The following is a 20,251-nucleotide window of genomic DNA, read 5'->3' as shown; positions in this document are numbered from 1 at the left end:
TCAGCTCACCACTCCGGTCATGACGCCCACGGGTACGGCGATGAAACCGACCGTGAGCAGCAGCGCTAGTACGTTGGCGACGGTCTTCAGGGCACGGTCGCGGGCCCGGCTCCCGACGCCGAGGGTCTGGGCGGCGCTCCAGAAGCCGTGCCGGACGTGCAGGCCCAGCGCGAGCATCGCGACGATGTAGATCACGTTGCCGTACCAGGTGGAGAAGGTGTCCACGACGTTCTGGTACGGGTGGCCCTCCTGGAAGCCGCCGGAGTGCACGGTGCCGGTCGTCAGGTCGAGGATGTGCCAGACGATGAACAGGCCGAGGATGATCCCGCCCCAGCGCATGGTGCGGGTCGCGTAGCTCGCCCGGGGCTTCTTGTGGACGTACTTGCTCGGACGCGCCCTGATGTCGCGGCGGCTGAGCTGGTACGCCGAGACGGCGTGGGCGACGACGGCGGCCACCAGCACCACGCGGACGAGCCAGAGCGTCCACTCGTAGTGCATGAACGGCTCGCCGACGGTGCGCAGCCAGTGCGCGTAGTGGTTGAACTCGCCGGACCCGAAGAAGATCTTCAGGTTGCCGATCATGTGGACGACCAGATACAGCAGCATGATCAGGCCGCTGACGGCCATCACGCTCTTCTTGCCGACGGTGGAGTCCCACATGGTGCGTGCCATGGACGACCGTCGGTCCGTCCGCGTTGCCAGAGCCATGTCACAGCACGCTACGGGCGCGCCGCCGATCGGTCCAAGACATGGTCCGGCTTGATTCCATAGCCTGCGGCTATCATGGAGGCATGCAGTTCCAGCAGCTCCAGTACTTCGTGGCCGTCGCCGAGACCCGGCACTTCACCCGGGCCGCCGAGGTGGTGCATGTCGCCCAGCCGTCCCTGTCACAGCAGATCAGGGCGCTGGAGCGGGAGTTGGGCGCGGACCTGTTCCTGCGGGCCCGCGGCAACATCAAGCTCACCGACGCCGGGGAGGCGCTGCTGCCGCTGGCCCGGCGCATCCTCGCGGACGCGGACACCGCCCGGCACGAGGTGCAGGAGCTGGTGCAGCTGCGCAGCGGACGGGTCCGGCTGGGCGCGACGCCGAGTCTGTGCACGGGCCTGCTGCCGGACGTGCTGCGCGCCTTCCACGACCGCTATCCCGGGATCCGGTTGCTGATCGAGGAGGGCGGCTCCCACGATCTCGTACGGGAACTCGCGCGCGGGGCCCTCGACCTGGCCCTCGTCGTCCTCCCGCTGCCGACGCCCTCTCCCGCGCTGACCACGGTGGAACTGCTGCGCGAGGACCTCGTCGTGGTGTCCTCGCCGGACGCCCCCAAGCCGGGCCAGGGCCGGCGCACCGTGCGCGTCGCCGACCTGGAGGGTGAGCGCCTGGTGATGTTCCGGCACGGCTACGACCTGCGGGAGCTGACCGTGGCCGCGTGCCGCGCCGAGGGCTTCGAGCCGGACTTCGCCGTGGAGGGCGGCGAGATGGACGCGGTCCTCGGTTTCGTCCGGGCGGGCCTCGGCATGGCCGTCGTCCCCCGCATGGTGGCGGCCCGCTCCGGGCGCGGCCTGCGGGTCACCCCGCTGGCCCGCCCCGGACTGCACCGCGCGATCGCCCTCGCGCACCGCAGTGACGTGGCCCCACCGCGGGCGGCGCGCGAACTGCAACGGATGCTGCTGGAGCGCTGAGGGCGGCCAGTTCCGGACGGTCGGTGCGAGCGTCGCCTCTCAGCGCGGGCGGGACGGTCCCCCTCGACGGGACACGGTTGCCCTCGGGCCCGAGAAGGCCGCGGGATGCCGGCTCCGGGGGGCGGCGGCCCGGGGCACTGGAGGCGCCGCGTGACGACGGGCCTGACAGGCGACCGCCTCGGAGCCGGCCGCGGGGGCCACCGGACGACGGCCCGGCGCACAGCACCCCCGCAGCCGAAGCCAGTCCCGACCGTCAAGGCCGGCCATTCCCGCTCCTCCCCCGGCTGCCCGCCTCACCGCTCGCTGTCGCGGCCCGCGTGTGCTGCGCCGGCCGGTCGTGCGCCGGCACCCACGCCGACCTGACGGTGACCGTCACCCCGTCCAGGGTGCGCCGGGACGCGCCACACGGCCTTCGTTCAGCCCGTCGCGTCCACCAGTGCCAGTTCGTGCAGCCGCTCCGGCGGGCCGGGGCGGGCGTAGTACCAGCCCTGGGCGGTGTCGCAGCCCAGTATCCGCAGCTGCTCGGCCTGGGCACCGGTCTCGACGCCCTCCACCGTCACCGCGAGGTTCAGGCTGTGGGCAAGCGAAACGATCCCCTCGACGATCTTGAGGTCGACGGGGTCCGCCGGGAACTGCTGCATGCTCTGGGTGAAGGAGCGGTCCAGCTTGAGGATGCTCACCGGCAGGCGACGCAGGTTGGCCAGGTTCGAGTAGCCGGTGCCGAAGTCGTCCAGGGCGATGTCGACGCCCATCTCGGCCAGGCGCCGCAGCGGCTTCAGCAGGTCGTCGTCGGCCCCGATCAGCGCCGACTCGGTGACCTCCAGGCAGAGCGCCTCGGGCGGGACGCCCATGCGTTCCAGGATGTCGACGGTGTCCTGCACCAGACCGGGGTGGGTGAGCTGGCAGGGCGAGAGATTGACGTTGATCCGCAAGGTCCCCGCGCCGGTGTGCCGTTCGGCCCACTCGCGCGCCTGGCGCACCGACTGTTCGAGGACCCAGCGCCCCAGCGGAACGATCAGCCCGGTGTGCTCGGCGAGCGGGATGAACCGGTCGGGGCCGAGGACGCCGTGCTGTGGATGCAGCCAGCGCACCAGGGCCTCGGCGCCGCGCACGCTGCCGTCGCCGAGGTGGACCAGCGGCTGGTACTCGATGAAGAACTCGCCCCGGTCCAGGGCCGTCGGCAGTGCCGTGGTCAGTCCGTGCCGGGTGATCGCGCGGGCGTCGGCCTCCGCGTCGGCGAGCTCGAAACGGTTGCCGCCCGCCGACTTGGCCCGGTACATGGTGATGTCGGCGCTGCGCAGCACCTCCGCCGGGCTGCGCTCCCCCGCCGGGCCCTCGACGATGCCGATGCTGCCGCGCACGGTCAGCTCACGGCCGTCGACGCTGACGGGGGCGAGCAGCGCGTTCATGATCCGCGAGGCGAGTTCGTCGACCTCGCGCTCGGTCTCCGGCCCGGTGGTCAGCGCCACGAACTCGTCACCGCCGAGCCGGGCGACCATCTCGCCGGGCGCGGTCGCGCAGGACTGCAGCCGGTCGGCGATCTCGACGAGGAGCCGGTCGCCGGCCGCGTGCCCGAGGCTGTCGTTGATGGTCTTGAAGCCGTCGAGGTCGAGGTAGCACAGCCCGAAGCGCTGGCCCTTCCCGGCGCCCAGTGCCTTCTCCAGGCGCTCGAAGAAGAAGGTGCGGTTGGGCAGGCCGGTGAGCGCGTCGTGCGTGGCCTCGTAGCGCAGCCGCAGGTTGAGCAGGCGGCGCTCGGTGGTGTCCTCCATGAGGGCGAGCTGGTACTGCGGCTCACCGTCGGCGTCGCGCAGCAGGGAGACCGTCAGGTTGGTCCACAGGACCGTTCCGTCGGGGCGGTAGAAGGCCTTCTCGACGTGGTAGTGCTCGCGCTCGCCGCGGACGAGTTCGTCGTAGAGATGCCAGGTCTGGGGCGCGTCCTCGGGGTGGGTCCAGTCCATGACGTTGCGGCCGCGCATGATCTGCTCGGAGACGCCGAACATGCGCAGCAGCGCTTCGTTGACCTGGAGGATGTTGCCTTCGAGGTCGGCCATGCCGATGCCTATGGCCGCGCCCTCGAAGACCGCGCGGAAGCGGGCCTCGGTGGCGTGCAGCGCCTGGGCGACCACGCCCTGCGCCTGCAGCGCCGCCTGCGCGATGGCCTCCTGTTCGGCCAGCGTCCGCTCGCGCAGCGCCTGGGCGAACCCGGCGGCCATGGCGTGCTGGAGCCGCGCGGCGCGCGCCCGCAGGTCCTCCTGGTCGCCCCCCTCGCCGCAGTAGAGCACCAGGTAGGCGTCGACGCAGTCGAGCGTGCGGCTCAGCGCGTCCGGGTCGGTGCAGTGCGCGGCGACCAGGGCCGCGCCCAGCGCCTTGGCCTCGTCCGCGTCGAAGATGCGCGCCCGCAGCGCGTCGCTCAGCCGCCGTGCCAGGGGGAGCAGTTGTTTCTCGAACTCGGGCCGGGTCGCGGACGTCGAGGTCACCGGGAACACCGCCCGGCTCCAGATCGTCGCGAACCGCCGCAGTCTGTCCTCGGGCCCGTCCGGTTCCGCGCTCACGCCGTACGCCCCACGCCCGCGAACCCGGAGAACGCATACGGATCCTCGTCCTTGGGTGCGGTGTCCGGCCGCCAGTGCGGCGGCGCCACGAGTCCGGGTTCCACCATGTCGTATCCCTCGAAGAACCGCGCGATCTCCTCGCGCGAGCGCATGATCAGCGGGTTGCGAATGTCCTTGTACACGTCCACCGCGCCCTCCGCCCGCGTCGGGGGCAACGGGATTCCCTCGTACGAGGCGTGCGTCAGGAGGAGCATGCTGCCCGGCGCGAGCGCGTCGCGCAGTTCGGCCACCGCTCCGTACGGGTCGTCCGCGTCTTCCACGAAGTGCAGTATGGCAACGAGAAGCAGCGCCACCGGCCGGTCGGGGTCGATCAACCGCTGCACTTCGGGGCTCGCGAGGATCTCGCGGGGCTTGCGCAGGTCGGCCGCGACCACGCCGGCGCCGGCGACTCCGGCGAGGACCGCCTCGCTGTGCGCCACCGCCACCGGGTCGTGGTCGACGTACACCACGCGGGCGTCGGGGCAGGTCGCCCTGGCCACCTCGTGGACGCTTCCGAAGGTCGGGATACCCGAGCCGATGTCCAGGAACTGGGTGATGCCCTCGTCCGCGGCGAAGCGCACCGCCCGGCGCATGAACGCCCGGTTCGCCTGCATGATCTTCGGAAGTCCCGGCATGAACTCCATGGCCTTGCGGGCCGCTTGCCGGTCGACCTCGAAGTTGTGCGAACCGCCCAGGTAGTAGTCGTAGATGCGCGAAACGCTCGGCACCGAGATGTCGATGCTTCGTGGGGCCCAGGCGGGACGCTCCATCTATCTCTCCAAGGCGTAGGCGATCCGGTGTTCGAAAGCAGAGGCTACTGATCGCCCGCCAATGGAGCGAGCAGAAACGGAAATTGACCATCCGTTCCCGGTCACTGCCTGCGGCACGTGCCGAATTGATGCCCCGCCGCATACTGCACGAAAAGTGCCCGCGACACCCCGGTGGTCCGCGCCCGTATCCGGAATCGGGCGGGCGACTCGCGGGGAGTTGCGGGGAATGACGGCAAACCGGTCCGCCCCCTCCGTGCGGCGCGGAGGGGGCGGACCGGTGGATCGGGACGCCGTCTCTACTGCTCGGGCGCTCCGACCGGCTTTCCGTCGGGTGCCACGGCGTACCACGTGCCGCCGACGCCCTGGCCGTTGGTGTCGCCGGCGGCCTTGTCGCCTGCGAACGTGTAGATGGGCGAGCAGTTGACCGTCATCTGCTTGACGCCGTCGGAGCGGGTGAAGCTCATCAGGCCCTTCTTCTGGACGTCCTTGGTGTCGTTCGTCGCCACCGGGGCGACGGCCGGCCACTTCTCCAGGCAGGCTCCGTTGCAGTTCGACACCGGCTTGGGCCAGGCCTCGTCCTTCATGAAGCGGTAGACCGTCATGCCGTTCTTGTCGACGACGATCTCGCCGAGCTCGGGGTCCTTGCGGGTGGACAGCCCGGGCAGGTCGGTGATCTTCGCCTTCTTGCCGTCGGGGGCCAGCGCGTACCACTTGCCGCCCACGCCCTGACCGGTGACGTCGCCGGCCTTGGTGTCCTTCGCGTACCGGTACGCCGGCCAGCCGCCGATGGTCAGCTGCTTGGTGCCGTCGGCGCGGGTGACCTCGCCGAGCAGCGCCTCGTCGACACCGGCGCCCGCCTCGGCGTCGTCCGCGGGGACGGGCGGCCAGGCCGTGGCACAGTCTCCGTCGCAGTTGGACTTCGGCGGTTCGGCCGTGTCCTGGTCGAAGCGGTAGAGGGTGAGGCCCGCGCTGTCGGTCAGCACGTTGCCGAGTTCCGCGTTGGTGGACACGTTCAGCTCGCCCGCGGTGGACGTCTGGGCCGCGGCACCCTGCCCGGCCTCCGCCGTGCTCGTGCCCGAGGCCGTGGAACCGGTACCGATGCCGCCAACGGTGTAGTCGCCGGCCGCGGCCGTCGCTCCGACGTTCTGGCTGCCGGTCGACGGCGTGCCGCTTTCCTGGCCGCACGCCGTCGTCAGCGCCAGCACCGCCGCAGCGCTCGCCACGAGTGAGGCGCTCCGCCAGGAGGTCTTCATCGTCAACTCCCCATACGTTCAAAGGTGTTGCAACGCCCTGCTGCGCCGCCGCACGACCATGAGTACGCGTGGGAGCCACGGTTGTGTTCAACCGCCCCGCACATTTCTTTCCGAAACCTGCGGACCCGCCGTTCCCTCTTTCGGGGCAATCCCCTCCCGACCGGACGTGCGAGGCCGCCCAAGGCCTCATGATCTCCGTCGTGCATCGACCCGAACCGACCCGATCCGCCGTCGCCATACGGGTGTTTTCCCTGCTGACACTGACGTGGCTGCTCGTGGGCGCGCCGGCCGAGGTGGCCGTGGCCGACGCCTGCGCGTCCGCCTCGACGGGGCCCGGCGGCACGCAGGCGGTGGCGGTCGCCGGCAGTCTCACCTGGCCGACTCCCCCGGCGTGCCCACCACCTCCCCCTCCTCCGCCCCCGCCGTGCCCGACACCCACTCCCACCCCCACTCCGACCCCGACCCCGACGCCCCCGCCGACCCCGACTCCGGAACCGCCCCCACCCCCTCCGCCGCCGAAACCGCGGCCCACCCCGACACCCGAGCCGCCTCCACCTCCACCGGCACCACAGCCGGCGCCGGCCCGCCCGCAGCCGACGCCCACGCCGACTCCGCCCCCACCTCCACCGCCGCCCCCCACCCCGACGCCGTCGGCGAAGCCCACCCCGCGCCCCTCCGTCACCCCGGTGACGTATCCCCGCTACAAGGCGCACCCCCGTCAGCGGCCGGCCCGCGGCGCCACGTCGCCGGTCACCTACGTCCTGCTCATCACCGCACCCGCGGTGATCGCCGTCGCCGCGCTGCGACCCCGCTAGTGCTGAATCTGGAGGCACCCCTTGCCGGAATGGCTTGTTCTCACCCTCGCGATGCTGGCCGCCTGCGTCGTGGTGGTCGTCATCACCCTCGTACGGCACCGCAGGGCGCCCGAGGACGAGGACCCCAACGAGACGCCGGACGTCATCGAGTACATGACGATGTGGATCGGGGTGGTGTACGCCATCGTCCTGGGGCTGGCCATCGCCGGTGTGTGGGAGGCGCGCAGCGCGGCGCAGGACCACGTCCAGGTGGAGGCGCAGGCGCTGCACGAGATCTCGGAGCGGGTCAGGGTCTACCCGGCCGACGTCCGTGACCGAATTCGGGACGATGTCAACGCCTATGTCGGACACGTCGTGACCACCGAGTGGGAGACGATGGCCGACACCGGTCAGCTCACCGAGCGGGGCACCGAGCTCCTGCAGCAGGTCCGCGTGGACGTCACCGACTACCGGCCGGCGACCGACTTCGAGGCCCAGGCCTACCAGCCGGTCCTGGACCAGATGGCCACCGCCGACCAGGCGCGCAACGCCCGGGCGGACTCGGCGGCTCCCACCATGCCGGGCGTGGTGTGGTTCGGCCTCATCGGCGGCGGTGCGGCCACCATCGGGATGATCTTCGCGCTGCAGATCCGGCGTACGACACGCGAACTGATCCTCGCCGGGCTGTTCTCCGCGCTGATCGCCTTCCTGCTCTTCCTGATCTGGGACTTCGACGCCCCGTACAGCCGGGGCATCTCGGCGTCGGCCGACCCGTTCCTGAGCCTCTTCCCGGACGCCAAGGGCTGACGGCGGCAGCCGGGCGGCCGCTGACAGGCCCTCACCACAAGGGCGGCCCGGGGGACGCCCGCGACACCGCCGGTGTCCCCCGGTCGCACGAACACCGTCCCCCGGGTGGTCCACACGCTTGCCCCATTCGCGCTACTGCGATCGCGCAGACGCACGCATGTTCCTACCGTTTCGGTCATCGAGGTGCATTTCCGGCGCAAGCGGAAAAGGTCCGCGGCTGCTCCTCGGAGATCCGGAGGACTCATCATGCGCGCGATACGCGTCGCTTCGGCCGCACTGCTGGGCGTGAGCGCCCTGACCCTCACCGCCTGCGTCGCCCAGGCGAGTGCCGAGACCGCCGGCTTCCGGGTCTCCGTCCACCCCACGACCATCGCGGCCGGCGGACAGGTGACCCTGCGTGCGACCGGCTGCGACCAGGCCGTGTTCGTCTCCTCCGGCGTCTTCGACGACCTCACCATCCGCCGGGGCCAGACCTCCGCCACCGCCATGGTCGACTGGGACGCCAAACCGGGCGCCATCTACGAGGTGACGTTCCACTGCGGCACCTTCTGGCAGAACGCGAGCCTCACCATCGCCGGCGACCGCCCGGTCCCCCCGACACCGGAGCCGCTGCACCCGAGCCGGGGCGTGCACGCCGGTGAGGGCAGCAGCGTCGGCGGCTTCGACCTCAAGGAGATCGGCCTGGGGGTCGCTCTCATCGCCGGTTCGGCCGGGGCGGCGTACCACTTCTCCCGTCGCCGCACCGGCGACGACGGCGCCTGACCCCGTCACCCACCGCACAGGCCTTCGCCCCGGATCCCTGACGGAACCGGGGCGAAGGCCTGTACACGTGCGTTCCCTTGTCTCCTGTGCGATCCGTTGTCTCCGAAGGGGGTCGGCCGGATCAGGATCCGGGAGCGTCAGATCCGGTTCTCGGCCCGGCGGCGCATCCAGAACACCGCTCCGCCGACGACGGCCGCGGCCACGAGCCCGCCACCGATGGCGATGTCGGCCGGGGTCGCCCCGGTGGAGCTGCTGCCGCCGATGCCGCCCTGGACGCCGCCGATGACGGTGAAGGCCGCCGGGTTCGTCAGGATGCGGCCGTTGCAGTTGACCGTGATGCTGTGCGAACCCGGACGCGCGTTGCGGTTGATCGTCGCGGTGCCCTTCGCGGTCTGGTTGGCGCCGTGGATCGGCGTCAGCGGTGTGCTCGGGAACGCGTCCGAGGTCATGGTGCCGCCGGTCGGGCAGTTGTCGACAGTGACGGTCAGCTGCCCACCGCGGGCGATGACACTGGGCAGGGCGACGATGTTGGTCGGGCTGACGCCCATTCCGTCCCGGGCGACGGCCGCGGGGGCGGCGAGCCCGAGAGCGGCGATCGCGGCGCCGGTGGCCGCCAGGGCACGAGTAGTACGCATGTGATCCTCCGCGGGAGACACCCCGGGAACCGTCCCCGGTCGATCGGCGAGAAAGCGCCTCCCAGACAGACCCTCAGATGCCTTGTGGCGAACCGCATTTCGGGAATGGTCCGTCCTGGTGAGAGGACACGCCGAAGAAAAAGCACACAATCGGATATCACCGCAGGTCACGGACCGTCAGAAAATTCCTGCGGGCGGCAACTCGGATGGCGCACCAACGGCGGCGCGGGCCACCCGTTCGCATCCGCCCCGTCGCCGGTTTCCCTCGTGAGACTTAGCGTTCTTCCATGCGCGAATGACGTGGCGACGGCCGCGTCGAGAGGGGAAGTCGAATGTCTGCGTCCGAACTGGCCGAGCTGGCCGAAGAGGAGGAGCGGCGGAAGAAGCGCGCTCCTTGGGGCGTGATAGCGCTTGTTCTGCTGACCGGCCTCGCGCTCATTCGCAACGGCTCGGGGGAGTTCGACATCGGGCCGCCGCAGCCCGCCTCCGCGGCCGCGGCGGACAGCCGGCTGCCCGGCGGCACCTTCACCGCTGCCGAGCCCCTGCCGTACTCCCTTCCCGACCGGGTCAGGCTCCCGGCGATCAACGTCGACGCGCCGGTCATCCCGGTCGGCCTGGACATGGACGGCTGGGTCGCCGCACCGCCGCCGGAGGACCCGAACCTGGCCGGCTGGTTCACCGGTGCGGTCTCCCCGGGCGAGAAGGGCACCGCGGTCGTCGTCGGCCATGTCGACAACCAGCAGGGCCCCGCCGTGTTCTACGGACTGGGGGCCCTGAAGAAAGGCAGTCGCGTCGAGGTCACCCGCAAGGACGGAAAGACGGCCGTGTTCGAGATCTACGGCATCGAGGTCTTCGAGAAGAACAACTTCCCCGGCGACCGTGTCTACGGTTCCAAGGGCCACCCGGAATTGCGGGTCATCACCTGCGGGGGCGGTTTCTCCCAGCAGAACGGTTACGACGGGAACGTCGTCGCCTTCGCCCGCATGGTCGAGGTCCGCTGAGCGTTCCCCGACCATGCGGGCGGTGTGGTCCGGCTATGCGTACTGCCGTCGCGGGACGGTGACGTGGTAGCCGGAGTCGAGCAGGTGCGGGAGATAGTCGCGCAGCGCCCTGACACTCTGGGTGCGGTCGCCCCCGGCGTCGTGCGAGAGCACCACGACGCCGGGGGCGGCGCCGTTCTCGACCCGTCCGACGATGGTCCGGGTGCCCGGAGTGGCCCAGTCGAGGGTGTCGACGGTCCAGGCCAGCGGTTCCATGCCGAGTTCGGCGCCGAGTTGGAAGGCGGCACGGTTCCAGGCTCCGTAGGGCGCCCGGAACCACACGGGCGGCTCGCCGTACGCCTCCTCGATCACCTCACAGGTGCGTTCCATCTCCGAGCGGATCCGTCCGCGGCTCAGGCGGGTCAGCAGCGGGTGGGACCAGGTGTGGTTGCCGACGACGTGTCCCTCCTCGGCCATGCGGGCCAGCAGCTCACGGTTGTCGGCGGCCATCTCCCCGCACACGAAGAACATCGCTCGGACGTCGTACTCCGCCAGGGTGTCGAGGATGTCCGGGGTGTAGCGGGGGTCGGGCCCGTCGTCGAAGGTCAGCACCATGGAACGGCCGCGGCCGGACATGCGCAGGAGCGGCTCGCGCCGTACGGGAGGCCGGGCGGGCGCGGCCGGGGGCGGGCCGTACCCGGTGAGGGGCTGGAGACGGTAGGCGGAGGGCTTGAGTGCGAGGTGCTTCGCGGGGCCGGCCGCTGGGGCGGCGAGCCGGACCGGCTGGTCGCCGGTGACCGCGGCCAGTACTCCGGCCGTGCCGGCCGCCCCGCAGGCCGCGGCGCCGAAGAGCAACGCGCTGCGCCGCGTGAGCAGCCGTGTGAGCAACTGATCCTTCGTCATGACTCATCAGTCGCCCGGAGCGGGCCCGGCGCACCACAGCGGCACCGGGGCGGCGGCACGATTCCACCCGCCCGGCCCAACCGGGGCGGGCGCGGGCCCACCCTCCCGGTGTGACGGACCGCCGTGACGGACCGCCGTGACGGATCGTCACCGGCGGGCACACCGACGGGGAACGGCGACGTCTCGCGGATGGTCAGGCTGTGGGTGCCCGCCGGGCAGAGGCCGGCGCTGTCGGCGCGCCGCCGGTCGAGTGTGCGGTGCCGGATGCGGACCTGTTGGGCCAGGTCCGCATCCGGCTCGCCGGGCCTGGCCTCGTCCCCTCCGTCGAGGCCGAGCACCGAGAGCGACGGCAGGCCTTCGGTCGTGGCCGGCCGGCGCCCGCCCCTCGGGTGCCCCTTTCTCCGGAGTTTGCGCAACGAAGGTACGGAGACGAAGCCTTCGGCGATCGCGGAGGCAGGCCGATGCGGACGTCCTCCTCAATTCCGGTACGGCCGGGTCCGGTTCGGCGACCGCCACCGGTTGCGGCCCGCGGGAAGAGCCCGGCCGCCTCGCCCGCCGAGAAGTCCCCGGCGGGGGCGGACCTGCGGTTTCCGATAGCCTCGCAGCCGTGACGGAACAGCAGCACCCGCAGGGGTTCGAGCGGGGCACGGACGGCCCCAAGGTCATCGTGGTCGGCGTGGACGGTTCCGACTCCTCGCTCCGCGCCGCGGCGTACGCCGGTGGCCTGGCCCGGCGACAGCACGCGCTGCTCGCGGTCGTCTACGTGCAGCCGGTGCTCGCGGCGGGCGCGGCGCTCGGGGCGCCGGTCACCGACACGACCGACGAGATCGCCGAGGATCTGGTGGCGCAGATCCGGGACGCGGCCGAGCACAGCGAGGGGATATTCGACGTGCGCTGGGAGTTCCACACCTTCCGCGGCGACCCCTACAACGGCCTGGTGAAGGCGGCGGACGACCTCAAGGCGGACGCGGTGGTGGTGGGTGCCTCCGAGCAGGCCGGCCACCGGATCGTGGGATCGGTGGCGGTCCGGCTGGTGAAGGCGGGGCGGTGGCCGGTGACGGTGGTGCCGTGACCGGCCACCGTCGCGTGGCGGGGACGGCCTCAGGCCGGTCGCGGTCGCGGTCGCGGTCAGCCCATGGTCACAGAGCGCGGAGGAAGTCGAGCAGGATCTCGTTGAAGACCTCCGGCTTCTCCATGTTCAGGTAGTGGCCGACGCCCTCGATGGTCCGGGAGCGGCCGTCAGGGACGGTGTCGGCGAGCCGCTGGGCCGCGTCGGTCATGTCGGCGGGTTCGAGGCCGCCGTTGACGGTGAGCACGGGCACGTCGATCTTCGGCAGGCGGGACCACGAGTCGGTCACCCGTACGAGCCAGTCCTTCTCGTCGGGCGTGTGCTTCGAGATCGTGTCGAGGGCCATCTCCCGCAGCCGGCGCGGGATCTCCGGATCGATCTCGTCGGCGCTCCGATGCTCCCCCGGCACGACACGCAGGAAGGCCCTGAGCCAGCCCTCGATGTCACCGGCGCCCAGCGTGCGCGCGTACTCGGCCTGGATCTCGCGGTGCCAGGGATCCGTGTACTGGAAGTCGCCGGTCGCCGCGCCGCAGGTGACGACCGCGCGGACGAGCTCCGGATGCTCCAGCACGGTGTCGGTGACGATGACCCCGCCCATCGACACGCCGACGAGGACGGCGGGGCCCGCGTCGAGGTGGCGCAGCAGACCGGCGAGGTCGTCGGCCCAGCGGAACGGTCTGGTCGCGTTGGCGGAGGATCCGTGGCCGCGTACGTCCGGGGCGATCACGCGGTGTCCGGCGGCGAGGGCCGCGATCTGGTCGGCCCAGAACCGGTGGTCGACGTACCCCGCGTGAAGCAGGACCACGAGATCCCCCGAGCCGGCGTCGAGGTACGCGAGGTCACCGTCGGCAGAGGGGAAGAAGCGAAGCTCCGAAGCAGCAGTCATGACAACCAAGGTGTCATGTTGGGGCGGCTTTTGGCAACCAAGGTGTCATGATGGCCGTATGAACGACACCGGCGCACCCCTGGCTCCCGACGAACTCGGCCATCGCCTCACCGAGGTGTTCGACCTCGTGGGTCCGCTCTACCGGCGCGCCGCGCACAAGGTGGAGCAGGCCGAACCGATCGAGGGGGCATCCGCCGGCGTGCGCGCCGTGCTGAACCTGCTGCGGCAGAACGGGGCCATGACGGTGCCCCAGATGGGCAGGGCACAGGCCCTGAGCCGGCAGTTCGTGCAGCGCATGGTCAACGAGGCGGCCTCCCGCGGCTGGGTGGAGATCACGCCCAACCCCGCGCACCAGCGGTCCTCGCTGATCCGGCTCACCGAGGCGGGGCAGGCCACCATCGTCGCCGTCCTGGCACGGGAACACACCCTCAACCGGCGGGTGGGCGGCGATCTGACCGACGCGGAAGTCCGGGCGTGCGTGCGGGTGCTGACCGAGATGGTGCGCACCTTCGACCACGTGGACGTGGACTGAGCCGGGCTACTTCCCCATCACCAGCCCGTCCTTCGCCGCGCCCCGGCTCAGGACGACGTCCCGGATACGGTCGCGCACGCCCCGCACGTCGGCGCCCCGGGCGAGCGCCTCGTTGAGGTTCAGCACCCGGCCCGCGTCGACGTCGAAGACCTGGGGCACGAACTCGGCCCGGGTCACCCGCCAGCGCTGCCCGTGCCGGGCTGGCGGCGCGAAGGTGAAGCGGCCGAGGGTGGACTGGTTGCCGCGCGGGTCCTGGACGCCCTGGTGGTTGAACATCGCGCCGGCGATCTGGTCGCCCATGCCGTAGACGACCCAGGTGCCGTTGACCTTCTCGTACGCCTGCGGGACGTGTGCGTGGGTGCCGAGGATCAGGTCGATGTCGGGGCGGCCGCCGGTGCGGGCGGCGGTGAGCGAGCGGCTCAGGGCCAGTTGCCGCTCGTCGGGCCCGTCCTGCCATTCGGTGCCCCAGTGCACGGACACCACGACCACGTCGGCGCCCGCCGCCCGGGCCGCTCGCGCGTCCGCGACGATTGCGTTCTCGTCGATCAGGTTGACGGCCCAGGGCTGCCCCTGCGGGAGCGGGAAGCCGTTCGTGTCGTACGTGTAGGCGAGATGCGCGACCTTCGCGGGGCCCGCGCGCAGCATCGTGACCGTGCCCGCCTCGGCCTCGGCGCGCGCCGAACCGGCGTGCCGTACGCCCGCCGCGTCGAGGGCGTCCAGTGTGCGGCGGATACCGTCGGCGCCGTCGTCGAGGCTGTGGTTGGAGGCGGTGGAGCAGCCGTCGTAGCCGGTGGCGGCGAGGGCCTGCGCCACTTCGGGCGGGGACTTGAAGGTGGGGTAGCCGGTGTAGTCGCCGTTCTCGCCGTAGACGGTCTCCATGTGACACAGCGCCAGATCGGCGCGGGAGACGACCGGCTGGACGCCGGCGAGCATCGGACGGAAGTCGTAGCCGGTGCCGCCCGCGTCGAAGCGGGCGCGGTCGATGACGGAACTGTGCGGGAGGACGTCGCCGGAGGCCACGAGCGTGAAGCCGTTGCCCTTGACCGGCGCCGGACGCCCCGGCCGGGCGGGCGCGTCCTGGTCCTGGGCCTGACAGGCGGCGCCCGCGGCGAGGAGGGCCGTGAGGGCCAGGGCCACCTGCCGTCTGCGTGCAATCATCAGCTCACCCCACTGTGGTCATATTTACGCACAAATAGGTACGACTCTGACGACGACCGCAAACAACCTCCCCGCCCTCTTTAGCCCGTCCGGCCCGCGCGAACGGCCGGATGCCGACCGTTCGTCGAACCGTTCGCCGACGCGATCGACCGTCCGCCGCAGACCTGTGCGCCCGCCCTGTCCAGAAACGGCCCCCTGTTGTGCCATGCAGCCATGACGGCCGGAACCACTCTCACGAACGGGACGACCGCCGAGCACGAGCTCGCCGCACTGCAGCGCGAGCACGGCCGGCCCCTTTTCGCGCTCCTGCTCCGGCTCTGCGACGGCGACCGGCAGCGCGCCGAGGACCTCGTCCAGGAGACCCTGGTACGCGCCTGGCAACATCCCGAGGCCCTGCGCGCCGACGACTTCGAGTCCGTACGGCCCTGGCTGCTGACCGTGGGCAGGCGGCTCGCCATAGACGCGCGGCGGGCCCGGCAGGCGCGGCCCGCGGAGGTCGGCGACGCGATCCTGGAGAACGCCCGGGTGTGCGGCGACCACGCCGAGCGGGCGGCCGCGACCCTCGATGTGCGCGAGGCTGTGAAGACACTCACTCCGGAACACCGTGAAGTCCTGGTGCTGGTGTATTTCCAAGGGGCGAGTGTGGCGGAGGCCGCGGAGAGCCTCGGCATTCCTCCCGGTACGGTGAAGTCCCGCGCGTACTACGCGCTGCGCGCCCTGCGCCGGGTGCTGCCCGGATATGCGGCCGACCTGCGATGAAACCCATGACTGAGTCAAGCCTCCGTAAAGCGCCTTGCCTCTGACCCCGGTTGAGTAATCGGCTGTCCTCATCCGTGTTCCGCAATGGGGCCCGGCGACGGGCGACGCGCACGCACCGGAGGAAGGCAGGAAGGAATGCTGCACAGAGGTCAAGAGAGCACGGACGGCGCCGGCGGCGGCGAACTGACCGTCCCCATGGCGTGGTTGTACGCCGAGTACATCGCCGACGAACTGCTGCGGTCCGGGGAGTTGATGCCACCGACGTCGTTCGAGTTCCGCGCCGGGCGGGACGCCCTGGCGCTGACCATCTTCCTGTCCGACACCGACGGTGAACTCTCCGGCATCCAGGTCGTCTCCCAGCTGGAGAACTGGCTGTCGCTGACGGCGTACGACCAGCCGTGGCAGGACTGGGTGAGCGAACGGATGACCGCGCTCACCGCCGCCGAGGCCGCCACCGACGGCCCCTCCCCCGACCTGGACCTGGCCCACGCGGCCTGGCGCTGGCTGGAGGAGACCGAGCTGCTCGCCCCCGACCTGAACGCCGTGCCGGGCGGCGGTCCGGTGACCGGTGAGGACGAAGGGCCCAAGGTATGGACGCCGGCGTGGCAGCTCGGGTTGCCTCTGGGACACCTCGCGATCCACCTTTTTTAGATTCGTTCGACTCGGACCAATCCGCGGGTCCGGCCGCTCCGAATCGTTGGTTGCGATTCTGTGTGTGTCTTGAGTGATTCGGCGGTCCGGTGCGTACCGGTGGGAGCAAGGAGTAACCCCCCACCCACTCAACGGCACGAGGATTCGTCATGAGGTCCCTGGAGAGGCATCGCGACGTCGGCGCGTACGCGCTCGGCGTGCTGGACGAGGCGGACGCCTTCCGCTTCGAGGACCACCTCATGGAGTGCCCCCGCTGTGCGGCACACGTGACCGAATTCGGGCCCGCGACCCGGCAGTTGATGCTGTACCGGCGCGCGACACCGCGCGTCGTGCACCCCACGGCGCAGCCCGGCCCCCGGATGCTGGAGCGGCTGCTCGGCGAGGTGGCGGTACGGCAGCGGGCGCGCCGCAGGCGGCTGTGGTACGCCCTGGCCGCGTCGGTGGTCCTCGCGGTGGCCGGACCCGGCATCGTGCTCATGGCGAGCGACAGTGGCGGGGCCGCCGCGCGGGTCACCGCGACCGACGAACGCTCGGGCGTGTGGGCCGAGATCACCACCGAGGACGAGACCTGGGGCAGCGAGGTGGAACTCAAGGTCAAGGACGGCGCCGGCCCCCGTGCCTGCGTCCTCGTCGCCATCGGCCAGGACGGCTCCGAACAGACGATCACCAACTGGAACGTCCCCGACCACGACGCCCGCGCCAACACCATGCGCGGCGGCGCGTCGATGCACCCCGACCAGATCGTCCGGTACGAGGTGCGGACGACGGACGGGAAGCACCTGGTGACGCTCGAACCCCGCTGACCGGCCCGCACATCGCCTGATTTGCCGTTAGGCGGCCACGGACGGAAACTGGACATACCGACGCGGAGCCACTGGCAGGCCCCCCGCTCCGCGCCGCCCCTGGGAGCACGAGCGAAGGGGCTGAACCGGTGGGCGACCAATTGATGATCCTCCTCTCCGAGGAGGGGGCGGAAGCCGAACGCGTGGCGGAGCTGACCGGCTACCTGCGCGAGGAACTGCTTCAGCTCGACGTGGACGATGTGACGGCCGTTCCCGGGGAGGCGATTCCGCCCGGAGCACGGGCCGTGGACGTCGCCCAGATCGGCTCCCTGCTGGTCGCGCTGGGCGGCTCGGCCACCGCACTGACCCAGGTGGTGGCAGTGGTCCGGGGCTGGCTCGGCCGGTGCCATGACGCGCGCCCCTCGCTGCGCCTGCAGTTGGACGACGACGTCCTGGAGGTCTCCAAGGCGACCGACGAGCAGGTCGCCGAGGCCTTCGAGGTCTTCGTGCGGCGCCACACGACGGCAGGAGCCCCGCCATGACGGAGGCCCGGCACGCGCTGATCATCGCCAACGACCGTTACGACGACCAAGGCCTCAAGCAACTCCGGGCACCCGCACAGGACGCCGCGGCCCTCGCCGAGGTCCTGCACGATCCCGAGATCGGCGACTTCGAGGTCGAGGTCATCCGCAACGAACCCGCCCATGTCACGAACCGGCGCATCGAGGCCTTCTGCAACGACCGCCGACGCGACGACATCCTGCTCCTGCACTTCTCCTGCCACGGCCTCAAGAGCGAGTCCGGCGAGCTCTACTTCGCCGCCAGCGACACCGACCCCCGGCTGCTGGACGCCACGGCGGTCCCCGCGCACTTCGTGCGCCGGTGCATGTCCCGCACCCGGGCGGGCAGCACCGTCCTCTTCCTCGACTGCTGCTACGGCGGCGCCTTCTCCCGGGGCTCGGGCTCCGTGCGCGCCACCGGCGACGTGAACGTCCTCGAGTCCTTCCGGGGCGACAAGCCCCCCGGCGGGCGCGGCAGGGCCGTCATCACCGCGTCCAACTCCATGGAGTACGCCTTCGAAGGACCCGAACTCGCCGAGAACTCCGCGCCACGGCCGTCGGTGTTCACCCACGCGGTGGTGCAGGGACTGGAGAGCGGCGAGGCGGATCGCGACGGGGTCGGCGACGTCACCCTCGACGGGCTGTACGACTACGTCTACGACCGCGTTCGCGAGGCCAATCCGCATCAGACGCCCAGCAAGGACGTGGAGATGGAGGGGGAGCTGATACTGGCGCACAGCCGGCGTGGCCGCATCAAGATCGTCAAAGTCCCCTCGCCGCCGTCGCTGACGGCCGCCGTCCACAGCGACAACGCCTTCACCCGGCAGGGCGCCGTCCTGGAACTGAGGTCCCGACTGCAGAACGAGTCCCTGCCCATCGCCGAAGGGGCACGTCAGGACCTGGAGGAGATCGCGCGCGACGACATCCGGCAGATCGCCGACCTGGCGAGCGGCGCGCTCCGCGAGGTCCGCCTGGCGCCCTCCCCGGACCGTCTGGACTTCGGCCGGGTGCCGCAGGGCTCGACGCCTCGGCAGCAGTCCCTGACCCTGGGCGGCCCGCCCCTCGCCCGGCACTGCGTGGCCCAGTCCACACAGCCGTGGCTGAGGGTCGAGCCGGTGGCGAACGGGCTGACCGTCCGGCTGGACACGTCCACCGAGGGCCCGCTGTCCGGTGACATCGTGCTCAAGGGGGTTGCCGACGACGCGGTGGTCCACGTGGAGGCGGTGGTGGCACCCGCGCCGGGGCAGGACGTTCCCAGACGTCCGGAGGATCCGCCGCGAGCCGGCCGGGACACGGTGATCATCGACACCGGACAGACCGGCCGGCCTCCCGAGCAGCCACACCGGGCCCCCCAGGAGCCCGTCGCGAGCCGGACCGCCCCCAGACCTCCCACGTCCCCCACCTCCCGGACGTCTCCCAGGTCCCGCTGGGCCCCCGCCCTCGCGGGTGCGGCCCTCGCCCTCGCCGTCACCTCGGTGGTCACGGTCGTCCTCGCCGCCGTGGGAGCGGCGCAAGCCGTGCGCGACAGGATCGAAGAGGGGCCGGGAGGCGCCATCGCGGACCACGTCGGCGAGTTCGGTGTGGTCACGTCGCTCACCATCTGCCTGATCACCGCCGCCGCCGCGCTCGTCCTCGGTGCGTTCGCCCGGCACGACCTCCGTGCGCGGCACGACCGCTACACGACCTCGGCGTCGAGCTGGACGAGCAGCCTCACCTCGCTGGCGAAGGGCCTGGCCGTCCCGGCCCTGATCCTGGGCGCGCTCGCGCTGGTCACCTACCTCGTGGGCAGCGAGCACTGGTGACTCACTTCAGCAGCCTGGACAGCCGCCGGTCCGCCAGTGGCCTGCCGCCCGTCTGACACGTCGGGCAGTACTGGAGCGAGCGGTCGCTGAAGGAGACCTCGCGGATGGTGTCGCCGCACACCGGGCAGGGCTCGCCGGTGCGGCCGTGGACGCGCAGGCCGCTCTTCTTCTCGGCCTTGAGCCGTCCGGCCGCCACTCCCCGGGAACGCTCGACCGCCTCCGTGAGGGTGGAGCGCAGGGCCTCGTACAGACGGCCGGTCTCCTCGGGTGTGAGGGACGAGGTCGGCTTGAACGGGGACATCTTCGCCGCGTGCAGGATCTCGTCGCTGTAGGCGTTGCCCACGCCCGCGATGAGGCTCTGGTCCCGCAGGGCGCCCTTGATCTGCCTGCGTTCACCCCTGAGCAGGGCGGCGAGTCGGGCCTCGTCGAAGTCGTCGGCGAGCGGGTCCGGGCCCAGCCGGGCCACCCCCGCGACGTGCTGGGGATCCTGGACGACGTACACCGCGAGGCGTTTCTGCGTGCCCGCCTCCGTCAGGTCGAAGCCCGCGCCGGTCTCCAGGGCCACGCGCAGCGCGAGGGGGCCCTTGCCGGGGCGGGGCGGGCCGTCGGGGAGCCGGTCCTTCCAGTGGAGCCAGCCGGCGCGGGCCAGGTGGGTCACGAAGTGCGGGCCGCCGTCCGTCTCCAGATCGAGGAACTTGCCGTGCCGGTGCACGGCGGTGACCTCGTGGCCTTCGAGGGCGGTGAGCGGAGGGTCGTACGTCTTCAGGACACTGATCGCGACGGGCAGCACGCGGATGATCTCGTGGCCGACGAGGTTGTCGGTCAGGAAGTCCTTGAGCGCTTCGACCTCGGGCAGTTCCGGCATACGTCCAGAGTGCCAC

21 protein-coding genes are annotated in these 20,251 nt (G+C 71.5%); 12 read left to right on the top strand and 9 right to left on the bottom strand.

All coding sequences use genetic code 11. The annotated features are described in order from the left end of the window. Positions 1 to 672, bottom strand: coding sequence for a succinate dehydrogenase (locus ACZ5XS_RS19545; protein WP_468652888.1), 672 nt, complete (start codon positions 670 to 672; stop codon positions 1 to 3). Positions 673 to 791: 119 nt separating this feature from the next. On the opposite strand from ACZ5XS_RS19545, the gene ACZ5XS_RS19540 reads away from it, so the two are divergent. Further along, entirely contained in the window at positions 792 to 1,676 is an 885-nt protein-coding gene (locus tag ACZ5XS_RS19540; RefSeq protein ID WP_468652886.1) for a LysR family transcriptional regulator, read from the top strand. A 416-nt stretch (positions 1,677 to 2,092) separates the two neighbouring features. Here ACZ5XS_RS19540 and ACZ5XS_RS19535 read toward each other — a convergent pair whose 3' ends face one another. From ACZ5XS_RS19535 to ACZ5XS_RS19525, 3 genes are all read right to left on the bottom strand, one after another. Then, entirely contained in the window at positions 2,093 to 4,228 is a 2,136-nt protein-coding gene (locus tag ACZ5XS_RS19535) for a putative bifunctional diguanylate cyclase/phosphodiesterase (RefSeq protein ID WP_468652884.1), read from the bottom strand. Further along, positions 4,225 to 5,037 carry an SAM-dependent methyltransferase gene (locus ACZ5XS_RS19530; RefSeq protein WP_468652882.1) on the bottom strand — a complete coding sequence of 271 codons (813 nt, stop codon included), beginning with the start codon at positions 5,035 to 5,037 and terminating at the stop codon, positions 4,225 to 4,227. The genes ACZ5XS_RS19535 and ACZ5XS_RS19530 overlap by 4 nt, the downstream gene beginning before the upstream one ends. A 296-nt stretch (positions 5,038 to 5,333) precedes the next feature. Then, positions 5,334 to 6,290 (bottom strand): SCO0930 family lipoprotein, encoded by a 957-nt coding sequence (locus ACZ5XS_RS19525; RefSeq protein WP_468652880.1) that lies wholly within the window; start codon positions 6,288 to 6,290, stop codon positions 5,334 to 5,336. A gap of 686 nt (positions 6,291 to 6,976) precedes the next feature. Between ACZ5XS_RS19525 and ACZ5XS_RS19520 the strand changes: the two genes are divergently transcribed. The 3 genes from ACZ5XS_RS19520 to ACZ5XS_RS19510 all read left to right on the top strand — a co-directional run bounded on the left by ACZ5XS_RS19520 (position 6,977) and on the right by ACZ5XS_RS19510 (position 8,653). After that, positions 6,977 to 7,105, top strand: a complete 129-nt coding sequence (locus ACZ5XS_RS19520; RefSeq protein WP_468652878.1) for a hypothetical protein — start codon at positions 6,977 to 6,979, stop codon at positions 7,103 to 7,105. Positions 7,106 to 7,126: 21 nt separating this feature from the next. After that, positions 7,127 to 7,891 (top strand): bestrophin-like domain, encoded by a 765-nt coding sequence (locus ACZ5XS_RS19515; RefSeq protein WP_468652876.1) that lies wholly within the window; start codon positions 7,127 to 7,129, stop codon positions 7,889 to 7,891. Between the two features lie 246 nt (positions 7,892 to 8,137). Further along, positions 8,138 to 8,653, top strand: coding sequence for a hypothetical protein (locus tag ACZ5XS_RS19510; RefSeq protein WP_468652874.1), 516 nt, complete (start codon positions 8,138 to 8,140; stop codon positions 8,651 to 8,653). A gap of 137 nt (positions 8,654 to 8,790) precedes the next feature. On the opposite strand, the gene ACZ5XS_RS19505 is transcribed toward ACZ5XS_RS19510, so the two are convergent. Next, entirely contained in the window at positions 8,791 to 9,288 is a 498-nt protein-coding gene (locus ACZ5XS_RS19505; protein ID WP_217240050.1) for a hypothetical protein, read from the bottom strand. 332 nt (positions 9,289 to 9,620) lie between these two features. Between ACZ5XS_RS19505 and ACZ5XS_RS19500 the strand changes: the two genes are divergently transcribed. Then, complete coding sequence (locus tag ACZ5XS_RS19500) at positions 9,621 to 10,289, top strand: class F sortase (RefSeq protein ID WP_468652872.1); 669 nt, start codon at positions 9,621 to 9,623, stop codon at positions 10,287 to 10,289. Positions 10,290 to 10,322: 33 nt separating this feature from the next. Here the strand turns inward: ACZ5XS_RS19500 and ACZ5XS_RS19495 are convergent, their stop codons facing one another. Next, entirely contained in the window at positions 10,323 to 11,171 is an 849-nt protein-coding gene (locus tag ACZ5XS_RS19495) for a polysaccharide deacetylase family protein (RefSeq protein ID WP_468652870.1), read from the bottom strand. A gap of 607 nt (positions 11,172 to 11,778) precedes the next feature. Here ACZ5XS_RS19495 and ACZ5XS_RS19490 point away from each other — a divergent pair. Next, entirely contained in the window at positions 11,779 to 12,243 is a 465-nt protein-coding gene (locus ACZ5XS_RS19490; protein WP_468652868.1) for a universal stress protein, read from the top strand. A gap of 67 nt (positions 12,244 to 12,310) precedes the next feature. Here ACZ5XS_RS19490 and ACZ5XS_RS19485 read toward each other — a convergent pair whose 3' ends face one another. Beyond that, entirely contained in the window at positions 12,311 to 13,126 is an 816-nt protein-coding gene (locus ACZ5XS_RS19485; RefSeq protein ID WP_468652866.1) for an alpha/beta fold hydrolase, read from the bottom strand. Between the two features lie 58 nt (positions 13,127 to 13,184). Here ACZ5XS_RS19485 and ACZ5XS_RS19480 point away from each other — a divergent pair, with 58 nt between their 5' ends. Further along, positions 13,185 to 13,658 (top strand): MarR family winged helix-turn-helix transcriptional regulator, encoded by a 474-nt coding sequence (locus ACZ5XS_RS19480; RefSeq protein ID WP_217240055.1) that lies wholly within the window; start codon positions 13,185 to 13,187, stop codon positions 13,656 to 13,658. A 6-nt stretch (positions 13,659 to 13,664) separates the two neighbouring features. On the opposite strand, the gene ACZ5XS_RS19475 is transcribed toward ACZ5XS_RS19480, so the two are convergent. Further along, positions 13,665 to 14,816 (bottom strand): CapA family protein, encoded by a 1,152-nt coding sequence (locus tag ACZ5XS_RS19475; protein ID WP_468652863.1) that lies wholly within the window; start codon positions 14,814 to 14,816, stop codon positions 13,665 to 13,667. A gap of 213 nt (positions 14,817 to 15,029) precedes the next feature. On the opposite strand from ACZ5XS_RS19475, the gene ACZ5XS_RS19470 reads away from it, so the two are divergent. From ACZ5XS_RS19470 to ACZ5XS_RS19450, 5 genes are all read left to right on the top strand, one after another. Beyond that, positions 15,030 to 15,575 (top strand): sigma-70 family RNA polymerase sigma factor, encoded by a 546-nt coding sequence (locus ACZ5XS_RS19470; protein WP_468652861.1) that lies wholly within the window; start codon positions 15,030 to 15,032, stop codon positions 15,573 to 15,575. A 135-nt stretch (positions 15,576 to 15,710) separates the two neighbouring features. After that, the gene (locus tag ACZ5XS_RS19465) at positions 15,711 to 16,226 is read left to right on the top strand and encodes a hypothetical protein (RefSeq protein WP_468652860.1); all 516 of its coding nucleotides are present in this window, start codon (positions 15,711 to 15,713) and stop codon (positions 16,224 to 16,226) included. 149 nt (positions 16,227 to 16,375) lie between these two features. Further along, positions 16,376 to 17,029 (top strand): zf-HC2 domain-containing protein, encoded by a 654-nt coding sequence (locus tag ACZ5XS_RS19460; RefSeq protein WP_468652858.1) that lies wholly within the window; start codon positions 16,376 to 16,378, stop codon positions 17,027 to 17,029. Positions 17,030 to 17,157: 128 nt separating this feature from the next. Further along, a complete protein-coding gene (locus tag ACZ5XS_RS19455) occupies positions 17,158 to 17,550 on the top strand; it encodes a hypothetical protein (protein WP_468652856.1) in 393 nt (130 codons plus the stop codon). Continuing rightward, complete coding sequence (locus ACZ5XS_RS19450) at positions 17,547 to 19,370, top strand: caspase family protein (RefSeq protein WP_468652854.1); 1,824 nt, start codon at positions 17,547 to 17,549, stop codon at positions 19,368 to 19,370. Before ACZ5XS_RS19455 ends, ACZ5XS_RS19450 begins: the two co-directional genes overlap by 4 nt. Position 19,371: 1 nt before the next feature. Here the strand turns inward: ACZ5XS_RS19450 and ACZ5XS_RS19445 are convergent, their stop codons facing one another. Beyond that, complete coding sequence (locus tag ACZ5XS_RS19445) at positions 19,372 to 20,235, bottom strand: Fpg/Nei family DNA glycosylase (RefSeq protein ID WP_468652852.1); 864 nt, start codon at positions 20,233 to 20,235, stop codon at positions 19,372 to 19,374. Between the last annotated feature and the right edge of the window lie 16 nt (positions 20,236 to 20,251).

Source organism: Streptomyces sp. NPDC033131 (assembly GCF_055578365.1).
This window is presented reverse-complemented; position numbering and strand designations above follow the sequence as displayed.

Bases quoted from the DNA above. Each gene is read 5' to 3' on its own strand.
- ACZ5XS_RS19505 (WP_217240050.1), bottom strand. From the start codon at position 9,288: ATGCGTACTACTCGTGCCCTGGCGGCCACCGGCGCCGCGATCGCCGCT.
- ACZ5XS_RS19485 (WP_468652866.1), bottom strand. From the start codon at position 13,126: ATGACTGCTGCTTCGGAGCTTCGCTTCTTCCCCTCTGCCGACGGTGAC.
- ACZ5XS_RS19540 (WP_468652886.1), top strand. From the start codon at position 792: ATGCAGTTCCAGCAGCTCCAGTACTTCGTGGCCGTCGCCGAGACCCGG.
- ACZ5XS_RS19445 (WP_468652852.1), bottom strand. From the start codon at position 20,235: ATGCCGGAACTGCCCGAGGTCGAAGCGCTCAAGGACTTCCTGACCGAC.
- ACZ5XS_RS19525 (WP_468652880.1), bottom strand. From the start codon at position 6,290: ATGAAGACCTCCTGGCGGAGCGCCTCACTCGTGGCGAGCGCTGCGGCG.
- ACZ5XS_RS19465 (WP_468652860.1), top strand. From the start codon at position 15,711: ATGCTGCACAGAGGTCAAGAGAGCACGGACGGCGCCGGCGGCGGCGAA.
- ACZ5XS_RS19460 (WP_468652858.1), top strand. From the start codon at position 16,376: ATGAGGTCCCTGGAGAGGCATCGCGACGTCGGCGCGTACGCGCTCGGC.
- ACZ5XS_RS19530 (WP_468652882.1), bottom strand. From the start codon at position 5,037: ATGGAGCGTCCCGCCTGGGCCCCACGAAGCATCGACATCTCGGTGCCG.
- ACZ5XS_RS19545 (WP_468652888.1), bottom strand. From the start codon at position 672: ATGGCACGCACCATGTGGGACTCCACCGTCGGCAAGAAGAGCGTGATG.
- ACZ5XS_RS19475 (WP_468652863.1), bottom strand. From the start codon at position 14,816: ATGATTGCACGCAGACGGCAGGTGGCCCTGGCCCTCACGGCCCTCCTC.
- ACZ5XS_RS19470 (WP_468652861.1), top strand. From the start codon at position 15,030: ATGACGGCCGGAACCACTCTCACGAACGGGACGACCGCCGAGCACGAG.
- ACZ5XS_RS19450 (WP_468652854.1), top strand. From the start codon at position 17,547: ATGACGGAGGCCCGGCACGCGCTGATCATCGCCAACGACCGTTACGAC.
- ACZ5XS_RS19495 (WP_468652870.1), bottom strand. From the start codon at position 11,171: ATGACGAAGGATCAGTTGCTCACACGGCTGCTCACGCGGCGCAGCGCG.
- ACZ5XS_RS19480 (WP_217240055.1), top strand. From the start codon at position 13,185: ATGAACGACACCGGCGCACCCCTGGCTCCCGACGAACTCGGCCATCGC.
- ACZ5XS_RS19510 (WP_468652874.1), top strand. From the start codon at position 8,138: ATGCGCGCGATACGCGTCGCTTCGGCCGCACTGCTGGGCGTGAGCGCC.
- ACZ5XS_RS19500 (WP_468652872.1), top strand. From the start codon at position 9,621: ATGTCTGCGTCCGAACTGGCCGAGCTGGCCGAAGAGGAGGAGCGGCGG.